At 26.7% G+C, this 15,211-nt stretch carries 14 protein-coding genes; 1 reads left to right on the top strand and 13 read right to left on the bottom strand.

The annotated features are described in order from the left end of the window. The 6 genes from RWY47_RS05990 to RWY47_RS06015 form a co-directional block, all read right to left on the bottom strand. On the bottom strand, nucleotides 1–753 hold the full coding sequence (locus RWY47_RS05990; protein ID WP_150886328.1) for a 16S rRNA (uracil(1498)-N(3))-methyltransferase: 753 nt from the start codon (nucleotides 751–753) through the stop codon (nucleotides 1–3). A 9-nt stretch (nucleotides 754–762) separates the two neighbouring features. Then, entirely contained in the window at nucleotides 763–1,704 is a 942-nt protein-coding gene (gene prmA / locus RWY47_RS05995) for a 50S ribosomal protein L11 methyltransferase (protein WP_150842185.1), read from the bottom strand. 192 nt (nucleotides 1,705–1,896) lie between these two features. After that, nucleotides 1,897–2,868 (bottom strand): DUF4003 family protein, encoded by a 972-nt coding sequence (locus RWY47_RS06000; RefSeq protein ID WP_150886329.1) that lies wholly within the window; start codon nucleotides 2,866–2,868, stop codon nucleotides 1,897–1,899. 23 nt (nucleotides 2,869–2,891) lie between these two features. Continuing rightward, a complete protein-coding gene (locus RWY47_RS06005) occupies nucleotides 2,892–3,410 on the bottom strand; it encodes a GNAT family N-acetyltransferase (RefSeq protein ID WP_150842182.1) in 519 nt (172 codons plus the stop codon). 225 nt (nucleotides 3,411–3,635) lie between these two features. Further along, complete coding sequence (locus RWY47_RS06010; RefSeq protein ID WP_150886330.1) at nucleotides 3,636–4,955, bottom strand: sensor histidine kinase; 1,320 nt, start codon at nucleotides 4,953–4,955, stop codon at nucleotides 3,636–3,638. Nucleotides 4,956–5,155: 200 nt separating this feature from the next. Further along, entirely contained in the window at nucleotides 5,156–5,860 is a 705-nt protein-coding gene (locus tag RWY47_RS06015; RefSeq protein WP_150845098.1) for a LytR/AlgR family response regulator transcription factor, read from the bottom strand. Between the two features lie 594 nt (nucleotides 5,861–6,454). Here RWY47_RS06015 and RWY47_RS06020 point away from each other — a divergent pair. Next, nucleotides 6,455–6,877, top strand: a complete 423-nt coding sequence (locus tag RWY47_RS06020; protein ID WP_224170470.1) for an FMN-binding protein — start codon at nucleotides 6,455–6,457, stop codon at nucleotides 6,875–6,877. Nucleotides 6,878–7,009: 132 nt separating this feature from the next. Here the strand turns inward: RWY47_RS06020 and fdhD are convergent, their stop codons facing one another. The 7 genes from fdhD to RWY47_RS06055 all read right to left on the bottom strand — a co-directional run. Next, nucleotides 7,010–7,798: a formate dehydrogenase accessory sulfurtransferase FdhD gene (fdhD, locus tag RWY47_RS06025; RefSeq protein ID WP_167402933.1), complete on the bottom strand. Its 789-nt coding sequence runs from the start codon at nucleotides 7,796–7,798 to the stop codon at nucleotides 7,010–7,012. 8 nt (nucleotides 7,799–7,806) lie between these two features. Beyond that, nucleotides 7,807–9,870, bottom strand: coding sequence for an aldehyde ferredoxin oxidoreductase family protein (locus tag RWY47_RS06030; protein ID WP_150843254.1), 2,064 nt, complete (start codon nucleotides 9,868–9,870; stop codon nucleotides 7,807–7,809). Further along, a complete protein-coding gene (locus RWY47_RS06035) occupies nucleotides 9,870–10,811 on the bottom strand; it encodes an ACP S-malonyltransferase (RefSeq protein WP_150886332.1) in 942 nt (313 codons plus the stop codon). Before RWY47_RS06035 ends, RWY47_RS06030 begins: the two co-directional genes overlap by 1 nt. Before the next feature lie 27 nt (nucleotides 10,812–10,838). Next, complete coding sequence (locus RWY47_RS06040) at nucleotides 10,839–11,540, bottom strand: ABC transporter ATP-binding protein (protein ID WP_150843256.1); 702 nt, start codon at nucleotides 11,538–11,540, stop codon at nucleotides 10,839–10,841. Between the two features lie 17 nt (nucleotides 11,541–11,557). Further along, a complete protein-coding gene (locus RWY47_RS06045; protein ID WP_150843257.1) occupies nucleotides 11,558–14,026 on the bottom strand; it encodes an ABC transporter permease in 2,469 nt (822 codons plus the stop codon). 164 nt (nucleotides 14,027–14,190) lie between these two features. Beyond that, entirely contained in the window at nucleotides 14,191–14,838 is a 648-nt protein-coding gene (locus RWY47_RS06050; RefSeq protein WP_150843258.1) for a PIG-L deacetylase family protein, read from the bottom strand. A gap of 158 nt (nucleotides 14,839–14,996) precedes the next feature. Then, nucleotides 14,997–15,211: 2-oxoacid:acceptor oxidoreductase family protein (locus RWY47_RS06055; RefSeq protein WP_316030272.1), on the bottom strand; the 215-nt coding region annotated here is incomplete at its 5' end.

Below are 15,211 nucleotides of genomic sequence, written 5' to 3' on the forward strand. Positions count from 1 at the left end.
CTAATCATTTCCTCCTAAGTCACTTAATTCGTATAACACTATAGATGATGCAACAAGCGATGCTGTTTCAGTTCTTAGAATTCTAGGCCCAAGAGACACTGATTGTCCACCTATTTCTTCTATAGCCTTAATTTCAGTATCTTCAAATCCGCCTTCTGGTCCTACGAAAATACCTATATTTTTTATATCTACACCTTTTATAGCTTGTTTAATCGATTTTGTTCTTTCATTTTCATATGGAGCTATATTAAAGTCATTTTCTTTCATATCAGCGAGTGCTTCCTTAAAGCTTAAAACGCCTCTTAATTTTGGAATTTTTCCACGCTTGCTTTGTTTTGCAGCTTCATATATTATTCTTTCCCATCTTTCGATTTTCTTGTCTTCTTTTTTATCATCAACTTTAACAACAGTTCTCTTCGTCTGAACTAGAATTATCTCATCTACTCCAACTTCAGTTAACTTTTGAAGTATCATTTCCATCTTAGGTCCTTTTGGAAGGCCTTGATATACTTTTATTTTTAAATCAGACTCTCTTTTTATGTCTACAACTTCTACTATATTAAGTTCAACTTGAGACTTATCTATATTAGTTATTTCACATATGTATTCATTGTTGTCATTATCACATATTTCTAGTTCTTCTCCAATTCTACATCTTAAAACTTTAGAAATATGTTTTACATCTTCACCTTCTATAATACATGTCTTATTTTCAAGGTTTATATTATTCTTTACTACAAAAAATCTATCCATGCAATTCACCTACTTTGCTATTTTAGATACTATAGCGTTCCACTCGCCTAAAGACTCTATATGTACTATTTCAAGTCCGTTTTGAGTTAAAGCTTCTTTAACTTCATCTACTTTAGCATGTATTATTCCTGAAGATATAAATACAGCATCATCTTTCATAAATTGTTTTATATCTTTTGCTAGTATTTTTATTATATCCGCTATTATATTTGCTACAACTATATCTGCTTTATCCTTAACAACTTCCATTAAGTTTCCGTGAAGTGCATTAACACTACCTTCTACTTTGTTTAACTCTATATTTTCTTTTGAAACTTTTACAGCAACCTCATCTAAATCAACAGCTAATACGTCTTTAGCTCCTAATTTTGCTGCTGCTATTGCAAGTATCCCACTTCCACAACCTATATCAAAAACTTTAGATTCTGGTTTAACATACTTTTCTAATTCTCTTATACACATACTTGTAGTTTCATGTGTACCCGTTCCAAATGCCATCCCTGGATCTAACTCTATTATTAAATCAGTATCTTTAGCTTCATACTCTTCCCAAGTTGGCTTTACTACTATCTTCTCACCTATTTTAGTTGGCTTGTAGTAGTTTTTCCATTCATTTGCCCAATCTTCTTCATCTACTTGAGAAAGTTCAACTATAGCTTCTCCTACATCTATTCCGAATTCTTTAAGTCCATCTATTTTTTCTTTTATTAATTTTATATCATCAGAAACATCTCTTTCTTCTGTTATATAAGTTTTTATTATAACTCCATCATATCCGCTGTTAAATATTTCTTCTTCAACAAAATCCCAATCATATTCATGTTTCTTTTGGAATTTAAAATCTTTAGGATCTTCTATAGATACTCCACCTACGTTTTGTTCATATAATATATTTGTTATAGCTTCAACTGCTTCAGTTGTTGTTTTAATAGTTATTTCTGCCCATTTCATTTATGTACACGCTCCTTTTAAAATTCCTGTTTTTCGTAAACTTTATTATATCATATTTATTATTGTCTTTTAAAATAATCTTTTATACTTTAAAACACATTTATACTTTTATAAGTTTTAAAATAAATTCATAAAAATAAGAAAATAAACCTAAGTCTTATAGCTCTTAAGTTTATTTTCTTATTTTTATGGCTATGTAGATGAATTGTATATAACTATGGAACTTGTTGTTGCCGCATTTGTCGCTATATTCATTGCTTGGTTAATATTTGATATAATTTTATCCATTATTATACTATTAATTTCTATATCATCAATATATTTAGATAATGCAATAACTGCACTAATCATGTTTCTGTATCTTTCTCCTAAAATAAAGTTTCCATACCCTTGATGATCTTTTAAAGTATCTGATATATGTTTAATTTTTCCTATTAAGTGTTTTACATCTTTTATATCTATAAGAGCCATCACTCCTATTAGGGGATATCCAAACTCATGCATCTTACATTTATTTTTTTCTAATTCCTTTTTTATTTCTATACATCTATTAAGTGTTTCCTTGTTTTTGTTAAAAGAAAGAACATGCGATAAACTTTGAAGAGTTCTACGATTATGAAATCCATTTTTCATTAAATACTCATATGCTATTTCCATATTATTTAGTTCCTCTTCAATGTCCCTTGCGCTTATTGCAATTATACATGTTATCATGTATTCTTCTACACCTATTGAAAATGGATGGTTTTGTATCATAGATTTGTATACATATTTCATTTTTTCTATACACTCATCTATATTTATTTTATTCTTATTTTCAAATATTACATTTGATACTAATGCTAAACAATCTCCTGAGCAAAATTTATTTAATTTCAACTTTTTATGGATATTTAAAATTTCATCGAAGCTAGACTTGGGATTTGCTTGAAATGATAGTATTATTGCTGTGTTTATTGAACTTTTACCTCTAAAGTCAGAGAATATAGAGGTTTTTTCTCTTATAATTTCCATACTCTCGTTTACTAGATTTGTATTTATTTTTTTATCTTTTAGTGTATACTCAAGTGCACATCCATGTATTATTAATCCCATCCAAGATGATGCATTCACTTTTTTCAATGACTCATAGTTGTCTATCAAAAGGTCTAACCTTTTTTCCATAAATCACCTCTACACTTTTTAATTTAATTTTTAATTATTTTCTCATTATATCTCCCCATTATAATTTCATCTACATAAATTCCATTTTTTATAGCTGCGTATTTTTTTATACCTTCTTTTTTAAAACCAAAATCCTCATACATTCTTATAGCTTTATTATTATCTGGGTATACACCCAATTCAATTCTTGCTAACATAAGCCAATTATCTGCTAAATCTAGTATCTCTTCCATTAATTTTTTTCCTATTCCCATACTTTGATACTCTGCGTGTACACTTATTCCTAAACTACCACTATGTCTTAATCTCGGCGATGAATTCACGTTCAAAGATACAATTCCAACTACTTTTTTATTTTCACTTTCTTTCAATTCAGCTACGAGAATATGTGTATTTAAATCTAGGTTCTCAGTGTGCCTCTTTGTTCTATCTAACCTTTCGCTACTTATTGCTAGCATATTTTCCATAACGCCCTTCATTCGTCTTATTTCATTTATATCCTTTGAATCTTCAACTTCAACTGGTCTTATCGTTAATTCCAATCTTTTTCACCTCCTTACTGTTATAATATTAATTGTAATATACTTTATTTAATCGTGTAATAAATAAAGAGGTAATTTTTCATTACCTCTTTATTTGTTATATTATTTTTATGCTAAAGTCTATACTTTTAACCTTTATAATAGTATTTTCATTTAAAATTTTAAAGTCTATACTTTTATCTCCTTGATATACCTTTTCAGCTTTTACGCCATTGAATATAAGCTTTAAACTTTTATTTCCTTTAATGGGATGATAAAACTTAATATAAATTCATTATCATTATAGTCTATATCCAAGCTCCCATTATATTTTTCGATTGTAGATTTAATATTTTTTAATCCGTATCCATGTCTATGAAATTCTTTTTTACTCGTTTGTATTGCTTTATTTTTTTTTAATATGTCATGGGATTTATTATTAATACATTTGAATATATAGAACTCCTTTTTTTGATAACTAGATATATTTATAAACTTTTCATTTATGTTATCGTTTTCACTAGATTCAATAGCATTGTCTATAATATTAGAAAAAATTGTACATATATCAATATCATCAATAAAATTAATTTTCTCAGCATTTACTATAGATGTAAATTTTATACCTTTCCTTTCACAAGTTGAAGACTTCTCATTTAAGAGAATATCTACTACCCTATTTCCACTATTGTACGAAGTTGTTGAATTATTTATTGATTTTTCTAACTTCAATAAATAATTCAAAGCATCTTGTTGATTATTATATAAACCTTTAATGCATATAATATGATTTTTCATATCATGGTATATTCTTCGTATGTTATCCTCATTATCTTGCCTTAACTTATATTCGTAAAAATCATTTTCTAACTTTTTCTTTATAAATAAAACTTCTTTATTTCTTTTAATAGTTTGGTTAACTATAGAAATTGCTAATATTAATGATAATAAAGGTATAATGTACAGTATAAATTCTGTAAAAAATATAGTTTTTGAACTAACTTCCTTATGACGGCTATCTAATGTATAAAAATATATTCCAAATAATAATGTAAACTTAACACATATACATATTATTATTGAAGAAAAGTCAATGGATTCACTCTTAGTAATTCTACATCTAATAGATATTATAATTCTTACCAGTGTAAGAAGTATAATTCTAAGGATTATTGATGTCGTTTTAAACTTTGAATCTTTAGATAATTCACTTATAGTATCAATATTAAATAAATCTGATGTTAATATTATTGATACTATACTTATTGATATTACAACTATCCAATACCCCGAAGATTGTATAAAAGCAGTGTACTTTGATACATTATAATTTTTAACATAATAATATGAAGATAGTAATATGTATATTAAGATTCTCAAGTTATAGTAAATATGGAAAAAATTTGATAATAGGATTATTGAGGTAATTATAATGAAATCCAACTTACCTAGTTTAACTCTGTATTGATTATTAAATAATCTTGTTATAAATTCAAAAGAGTAAACTTGGTATAAAGATGATGTTATCCCTGTGGTGTTCGATAATGTATTTATAATTTCTATCATAGTTCCTATATTTAAAATAAAGTACACTCAAAATTTTTAGAATAGTACTTCACTACTCCTTTGATTTTGATTAACTCTAAAATTTACCTCCATTGTTTTTATTTAACACAAGACTTAGGATGTTTATTTTAATTTTATCTTAAACCCGTTAACTATATTAGTAGTAATAAACTCTTTTAATATATGTAATTTTGAAATAATTAAATGGATTTAGATAAATTTATTGTAAGTTTCTTTTTAAGCTCGGACATTCTATTTCTACTAACAGGTATATCCTTTCTGCAAATGCCTATCGATGTTTTGGATAGTCTATCTACTTCTTCAAGATTAATCAAATAACTATGATGGCACCTAAAAAACTTATCAGAGTTAATCATATCTTCAAGCTTTTTTAGTGTCATCTCTAATTCGTAGCTGCATTTTTTAGTATATATAGTTAAACGTTTTTTATTAATTTCTGCATAGATAATATCCGTTTTATTCAAAAAAACAACTTCTGAGTTAAATTTTAAACTTATCCTCTCTTGCCTCTTGTTGTTATCTTCAATCCAAGATCTAATATGTCTTTCCAATTCAATTTTACTTATAGGCTTTATTAAATATCTATATGCATTTACCTCATAACCTTTAAATACATATTTGGGCTCAGCTGTCGTAAATATTATCTCTACATTAGGATCATACTCTCTAATATCTTTTGAGGTATAAAAGCCATCCTTCCCTGGCATTATTATATCCATAAACAATATATCTAGTTTTAAATCAGATTTTTCTATAACTTCAATTCCTGAGGAAAAACAATGTATTTTAAAGGATATATTTTCAAGCGATTTTAAAGTAGTAATTTTATCTTTCAAATCTATTAATTGTTCTTGATTGTCTTCGCAAATTCCTATTTTTAACAACCTTATCCCCCCTTAAAATATAATATTATTTGCATATATTTTAACATATTTTAACAATAATATGAAGATTTCGACTCTTTTTTATTTATTTCAACATTTAATTTAAATCATAGTTCGAATTACATTCTCCTGAATTATTATAAACCCATAATAAATAATATTTTACAATATGTTTTTTACTAGAATAAAAATTAAGCTCCTCTAATAATCTAGGATTATTCATTTAACACTTATTGCTAAAATCCAATTATACCTATAAATAAACATCTTATTCTATAAATTATTTAAATATCTAAAAATATTGTTAAAATAATATAAGACCAAAAGTAGTTAGTATGTAATTATATTATCTATTTGCAGCACTGTATGTACGTGCATAATATGATAATAAAAAATATACATACTTGTGTATTAGTAAAAATTTTTATGATAAAGGTGTAACTCTCACTACTTATTAAAATTGATTCAAGAATATATATTAATATCGTAAATTTAATTCTAATAAGTACTGCTATAAACCTAAAAAAGATGTATTCACTTACAATGGTCGATTAAATATTTATTTTAATTATATAAAAAGGAGAGTTGTGGTAAATGAGATCTATAGGTGTAATTAATAAAAGTAAGAAAAATAATAAAAAAATAATTATAATTATTTTTCTTATCTTGACAACTGTAGTTATTTCAGTAATATTTGATATGAAAAATTTAGTTGGTAAAGCAAAAGAATTAAAAATTAAAAAGATAGACACTTCATATTTTAGTCATTTAGACGATGGCATATATGAAGGGGAGTATACTATCAATCCTGTATCTGTAAAAGTTTCGTTAGAGATTAAAGAGTCAAAAATTAGAAATATAAAAATTATAAGTCATGATAAAGGTCTTGGCGGAAAAGCTGAAAAAATTACAGCTGATGTAATAGACGCTCAATCATTAGATGTAGATGTTGTTTCTGGTGCAACAGTCAGCAGTAAATGTATATTAAAATCAATCGAAAATGCACTTATTAAATAAATTTTAGAAAAGAAAATATTTTACAAGCGTCAGCTAATTAGTGTCTAATTAACTGACGCTTGTAATTTAGTTCGATATCTTTACCTTTATTAGAAAATAGTAAGTTTTACATATAATTTACTTATAATTTTATTAATGTGAACTATTTTCTATAATTCTATAATCATTTGTGTAGATATAAAATTTTTCATTTTTACAATATCCTATTAAAGTCATGTTAGTTTTTTTTGCTATTTTTATTGACTTCTCTGTAACAGCTGATAATGATATTAATATAGGTATATTTAGTCTATTGCATTTTTTAACCATGTCTGACGATATTCTTCCACTTGTAAATAAAATTTTTCCACTAGTATTAATACCTTCTAGTAGGCTGATCCCAGCTATTTTATCTAAAGTATTGTGTCTACCTATATCTTCTGAAAAAACTAATATTTCGTTTTTGCTACATAATGCAGAGGAGTGTATTCCTCCACTTAAGTTGTATATAGATTGTATTTCTTCTCTTTTTCTTGCTATTTCAAAAATGCTTTTACCTTCTATCTCTGTTGAATCATCAAAGATCCTCAGCTTATTATTATCTAAAAATGTTATTCCATTTCCAAATCCAGAGGTTCTTGTTCTTTTGCTAGGTAAATCTTTTTTTCTATCATTCAATATTACTCTTATATCACTATAATCATTATCTATATAAATTTCTTGAATTTCATTATATTGATTAATAAACTCTTCATTGTATAAATAGCCGATTATAAATTCCTTCACTTCATTTGGTGAACAAAGCAAATTTAGTTCTATTTTGTTATTTATAGTTAGTAAAATTGAGTGCTCAGTGTTTACATATTTTTCAATCTTTCTTTTCTTGTTATTGCTAAAACATGTTAGAGAATATTCATTCATTACATTATAATTATTATTCATTTTTCTCCTCATTGATTATTGTATTTATCTTTCAAATATTTTTTCTGAGCTAACTTACTCTTTAATTCTAATAGCTTTCCAAATATATTATTGCTAAGTTTAACCCTTACCTTGTCATATAAACTAAATTTAATTACTATGTTAACAGTTTCTAGTATATTGTCAGTATCCATAAGATTATCAATATGTACACAGTTAGATTTTTCTATATATTCATCCATTCCTAATTCTAAGAATTTTTCTACTGTTGGAATTCCATTATTATTAAGACCTCTATAAAGGAAGTACTCTGGAAGCATACCTGGTTTATCTCTATCTTTTATCACAGTAGAATTAATAAGTTTTTCATCAATATCTTTATCTTTTTTGCGTGTTGGCCACTTATATTCATCAATGCCCAAACCACAATTAGTATTAAATGCATTTTGTAGTTGGTATATTCTCTCACTCGCTAGTAAAACTTCTTTATCGGTCATGTCCAATCCATAAGAAGAATTCATTAGCTTAGAAAAATCATCATAAAGACCACAACCTACACCTGGTAGCCCCTGTATTGCAAATAAACATACGCCTAAAGCATCAACTATATTTTTATAATTTTCATGCCACCATAGAATTCTACCTTTTTTATTTGGATTATCTAATTGTTTCTTAGGTTTTCTTATCCCAAACAAATGCTTAGTTATGTAGTATCCTCCATTTTGCATTGTGAAGCAAAAGCTTTTTAAATGGTCTCCGCCCCTAGTCGAAGTCAAATACCCTAAAGACCTTAATAATCTTTTGTTAGATTGAAGCGAAGTACTTGATTTTTTAACGCAAAAGGCGTATTCTGATGCATTTAACCTTTCTGCTGCTCTGTATGCTCCATCTGCAATATAGTCCCCAATTCCTTCTCTCTTACTCATTAAAATCATAAGTCTTTCTATATCTTTTGTAACCCCGAAATTTAAATCTTCTCCGTCAAAATCCTCTATTGTTAAAATTCCTCTTTTCTTACATTCTAGTATAGTTCCAATAGAAGCTGCCATTTCTATTGTGTCTACCCCTAGATAATCAGATAATAATTTTAGGTGAATTATACTTCCCCAATCAAAAATACCTACGTATGGTCCCACACTCACAGCAGCTCCAAATTCGATCCGTTCTCCACCTTCCCCTTTATACTCACCTTCTCGAACTTCAAATTTCTTTGAACATCCTACAGGACACGAATAACATGATGTTTTTTTTACCTGATGATCTGCTTTAAATACATCAGGTTTTACCCTATCTTGTTCTGGATGCGTATCTATCATTGCGTTATTTATAGGCAAGTGTTTGCCTTTTATGTTTACTTCCATTAAAAATAACGTTCCATAAACTTTACCCATTTTTGTAGTTAATGACTCGGCACATGCTGCTTTCCATTTTTCTTTAATTTCATTAAAACCTTCATTGTCATAAGCACTCATTTTTACATTACCTTTTTCAATAACAATGGCCTTAAGCATTTTACTTCCCATAACACAGCCCATACCCATTCTTCCTGCAGCATGATTTTTAGACATTATTACATTAGCAAATTTAACTAGATTTTCACCTGCTGGTCCTATACATGCCACTTCAGAATATTTACCATGTTTTTCTGTAAGAATATCTGTCACATCATTGGTATATCTACCCCATAAATCTTTTGCTTCTCTAATATAAATATCACCATTTTTATCTATATGTATATAAACAGGTTTATCAGATTTACCCTCTATCACCAAATGATCAATACCTACTTGCCTCATTCTTACAGGAAAAGTCCCACCAATATTAGAATCTCCAAATAAATCTGTAACAGGACTTTTTGCTGTTATAACACTTCTATTCGATGCTATAATTCCAGTTCCCACTGAACAACCAACTCCAAAGATAAGAACGTTTTTGTCCGATAATGCATCATTCTCCATTGCTTCTGAGTCAAATAATAGTTTAGAGTTAATCCCTCCTCCTCCAATGTATTTTCTTCTCAATTCTTCACTTATCTTTTTAATCCTTATCTTTTTATTAGTTAGGTTAATATAAACGATAGTCTGATTCAGCATTACACGCCCTCCAAATACAATGAATTTTTTGATTTTAACTTATCAATTGATTCATAAGTATAAAAATTAGCCCCTGACGCATTGATTTTAGTTAGTTTTGATATACTTTTATATAAACTTACTTCCATAAAATCTGAATCATTATTTTCATACTGTTTTTTTATTGTGTATCCCCAATTAATAACAGAATGTAGTATTTTAAATAACTCCTCACTTATATCATTTGATTTTTTTAATTCTTTACCATCAATACATGAAGTTATAATATATTTAGGGTCACAAAGATTAAACTTATTGATAATCTTTTTTAAATTCATAGAACTTTCAAGCAAATATTGTGTATGGAAAGCATAACTAGTATTAATATTTATAATTTTTAAAGCTCCTATTTTCTCACACTCAACATTTATTAATTCAACTTTATCCTTTATACCCGAAATCACATAACTGTATTCGCTATTTAAACACCCAATTTGTACATATCCTTCACATGAATTTTGGGTTATTATTTTTTTTATCTCCTCATAGCTTAATCCTATAATACTAGACATACTATATTCATTTTCTGTAAAGTTTTTGATGTTTATCAAAAACTTTACTCCATCTTCATATGAAATAGATCCAACACATGCTGTAGCTGTAACTAATCCCATACTGTAACCAAAAACTTTATCAGGTTTAATTCCATTTCTTATTAAATAATTAAATAATAAATAATCACAAGTGTATATAGCAATCCACTCAGTTATATTTTGATTATTTTTTTTTACTTCTTTATTGTATAGATATGATAATATATCTATTCCGTACTTAACTTTTAGGAATATTCCGATTTTATCTAAGTCTTTTATAAACTTTTCATCCAAGTTTCTTATTCTACCTTTATAATCAACGCCTATTCCTCCAAATATAAAACATATATCACTTCTACTTTTTTTCATTTTAATCCCTACCTGTTTTTAATCAATCTATATTTTTTCATCAGATGTAAGAGAATTATTTAATATTGCGCCATCTCTCATTTTAATTATTCTAGTTCCATATTGTGCGGCTTCTTCAGAATGTGTGACTTGAACTATCGTTGTATTATATCTTTCATTAATTTCCTTAAATATTTCCATAATCTTAGTCCCATTTTTACTATCTAAATTTCCAATAGGCTCATCTGCAAATAGTATTTTAGGGTTATATAGTAGTGATCTAGCTATTGCAACCCTTTGTTGTTGTCCTCCGGATAACTGATTTGGTTTATTTCTTTCTTTTCCATCCATACCTATAATGCTAATCAACTCTTTATACATATTCTCATAATCAGATTCTCTTTTTTTATCTAATAAAATAGGCAGCATTATATTATCTCTAACATTCAAATTTGGGACTAGGTTATAAAACTGAAAAATAAATCCTATGTCACTTCTTCGTAACTTTGCTACTTCATTTCTTTTCATCATATTAATATTTTTGTTATTAATCTTTATAGTTCCTGAACTAGGCGTGTCTAGCCCTCCTAATAAGTATAAAAGAGTTGATTTTCCACTTCCCGATGGTCCCATTATCGAAACAAATTCGCCTTCAGTTATACTAAAATCTATATCTTTTAATACATGATAGTTTTCATTTCCTACCTTAAAAAATTTGTTTAATCCATTGACTTCAATTACTTTTTTCAATATTATCTACTTCCTTTTTATCTATTTTTTATTATTTCTACTAAATTCATGTTCTTTATTTTTATCATAGAAATTATCGTAACGATTATTCCTATTGCAAATGTCGCTATAAAACTTATCAATAAATAATAAATAGGAATATCAACAGATAAACTCATTTCTAAAAATCCATATATATGTTTTAATAGCTTTTCTACTATATATACAGCTATGCCCGATAATAAAAATGCAAACACAGTTTGTATAAAGTTCTCATATATAATCATTCTAAAACATTGAGTTGTTGTCATTCCACTAGTTAGTAATATGCATAAATCTTTTTCTCTTTGAATAAGACTTATAATAATGTTAGATACACAACTAACAAGTGCAATTACAAGCGTTAGAAAGCTTATAAATGTTAATATACTTTCTAATGGTTTAATCTCTTCTTTTTGAATCTTTATTTCATTAGACTTAGTATGTATTTTAATTTTTAAATCATTAGATATAGACTTTAGAGATTTTTCTACCTTATTAACATCATTAGTCCTTATGTAAAACTTGTCCTGAGTAGAATTTTTGAAAATACGCTTTATATAATCTCTATTCACTATATTATAGTTTCCGTTTGCAAACATTTTCGAATCTACTATTGATAAAACCTCAAACTCCAAAGTCTTATCATTAATAGTTAGTTTTATGTTGTCAGATTTACTTATATTGTTTGCCTTGGCAAACTGTTTAGATATAATTATTCCATTTTCTACATCTCCTAGATTTTTCAATTCAGATTCTTTGTTTTCATATGCCATATAAGAATCAAAATCAATATATTCATTACTATCTACTCCAACTAAATTAAGTTTACTATGCTTATCTCCCTTTAACACTCCAGTCATATTGCTTATTGTATATTTTTTTTCAATTTCACTTATTTCTTCAACTTTCTTCTCTAATTCTTTTTTATATAAAGCTTGAACATCTACTGTTAAATCATAATTCATTTTTTCATAAGAACCGCTAATTTCATTTTTTATAGAATCTTTTAAGCTAAAAAACATTATTATAGTAATAGTAGAAATAACAAATAAAATAGTTACAGACTTTATATATATTGAGTTTTTTATATTATTAAGTGCTAGATAAATATCTATATTGATTTTTTTAATTATTATCAATAATATATTGCTTAATATATCAATTATAAAATTTGTTAATAGCAACACTGAGAAAAATAGCAATATAATCTCTAAAACAGCTCCTTTGTAAGCAATATAAGGATTAATTATATAAATAACTAAAGTTGCTACAAGCGCTAATATCCCTATAATAAGCGTTTTTATACTTTTATTTGCTTTTTTATTGTCAATATTTAAAATTATATTCTTAACTTCTATCTTTCTTAACTTTATTAGAGGGAGAGATGCAGTTACACAGGACAATAGTATTGCAAATATAATCCCTAATATAAAATACGAATTATCTATATTAGCATTTATTTCATTAAAAGGTACAGGATTTGCTAAGTAAGCAAGGACCTTAGTAATTACTACCCCTAAACCTAAACCTATAAATCCACCAATTATTCCGTATATAGCCCCCTCTAAAAGAATAAGAAAGGAAATATTTCTAAATTTCGCTCCTATACTTAATAGTGTTCCCATTGCTTTTAATCTATCTGTTATTATTAGCTTGAAAGTACAATAGATAATATATGTAGACATGACAAGTATAATTAAGAACATAATATATAAAGTTATGTTAAGGGAATTTATCTGCTCATCTATTAGCTGAGGATCTATAGTCTTTGATATATCAAGATTTTTTACATCTGAATTATTATAAAAATTAGAAATAAAATCGTCGACTTCATCTCTATCAACATTCAGCAATATAGCTGAGTATTGATTATTTTTAATTTTTAGTTTTTCTATTAAATCATCTTCAACTGTTACTAAAGATATAGTAGAATTATCAGCATTCTTTAATATCCCTTTATCCTCACAAATTCCTAGAATTTTGTATTTTTCGATTGTATTGTTGATTTCTATATCTAAATATTGACCTAATTTTTTTTCAAGTAATTTTGCTGAATTTTCTGATATATACACACCTTTAGATTCTTTTATCTCTTTAGATCCTTCTATAATTTTCAATGTATTTAATTTTTTTATATCGTTCTTATCAAAGTAGTAATATACAACATCAATGTCCTTACTTTCTCCTTTTAATGCAATATATTTACAACTATCATTAAATTCATATGAATCTAATACTTTTGAATCAAATAAAGGCTCTCTTGATAAATTTTTTTGCTGAATGGAAATATTATAATCTCCATATATTCCTCTTAATTGCTCCGTCATTACATTCTCAACTGTAGAGTTTGTACTCAGAGATGCTATAAATAGCGCTGTAATTAAAGATATAGTGGTTAGTAATAAACCAAGTCTACCTTTTTTTTCTAGAGCAACTGAAAATACATATTTTAAATAAATTTTCATACTTAACCACTTTCTTAGGCTACTACAACCTTATTTTTTAATTGTTGTAAAACTAGCATAAGCAACTAATATTAGAATAAAAATAACTCCAATTATTTTTGATATTCTTATAGCCTTATCTAGCCATCTATTAAATTCTGAAAATATCATTATGACCTTATCACCTATCTTTCTATTAAAGAATGTAAATAAAAAGCTTCAGCAAGGTCTGTATTAGACTCACATCCTCTATATTTCATATGAGTCTTTATAGTATCTAAATTTCTTGTTTGTGCGTTAACTTCAGTCTCATACATTGACATCGATTTGAGTTTAAATTCTGCTTGGCTTGTAATATCAACATAGTAATTAGGCTTAAAGTCCGTTGTTGATCCAAAGATTTCATATAACAGAACTTTATTAAGAAACGGAGACTTTGATGCTCTACACCAAATAATTGTTGATTCATAAACTATTCTATGATCACTGTTTATATCTGTAGGATAATGACAATACAGTATATCTGGCTTTATACTATAAAAAATCTTTTGAATTGCTTTAACAACTTCTAGTCTAGGAATTTTATCTAATTGAATAAGTGGTAAATCCGCAAAAAATATTTCTTCAAACCCCATATATTTAGAAACATTAACAGCATGTCCTTTCCTAATATCAAGAATTTCTTTTTTCCATGCATCAGATTCTCCTGAACTAATATATAAAACATATACCTTATCTCCATTTTCAATATGCTTCTTTAAAGTCCCACCACAACCTAATATTTCATCATCCATATGTGATGCTATAACTAAAATTTTCGATTTATTATCCATGCTCGCATCTCCTTCTTACAATCTCCATTGTAAACTTAAATTTTTTTAACATTAACTCATAAAATCTAATATTTATTAATATCAAACTTATATACAAATCTATATGAAGATTATATTTACATTGCAAATAAAATAACAAAATGGAATTCATAAAAGCTTTATATTTTTACTAAATTCATCCCTAATTTAAATGCTTCTATGTTTATGTCAACAAACTCTTTTTTTACATTTTCACTTATAATTTGATTCCAATTTATATGTTCAAGGTTCATAGATTTAACTAAGCTTCCAAGTAAAATTATGTTCATTGTTTTTGGATTTCCAAGTTCAATAGCACTCTTTGATGCATTTATCAATTTAGCTCCTACTCTAA

The organism is Paraclostridium sp. MRS3W1, from assembly GCF_032465715.1.
GTDB classification, from domain to species: domain Bacteria; phylum Bacillota; class Clostridia; order Peptostreptococcales; family Peptostreptococcaceae; genus Paraclostridium; species Paraclostridium dentum.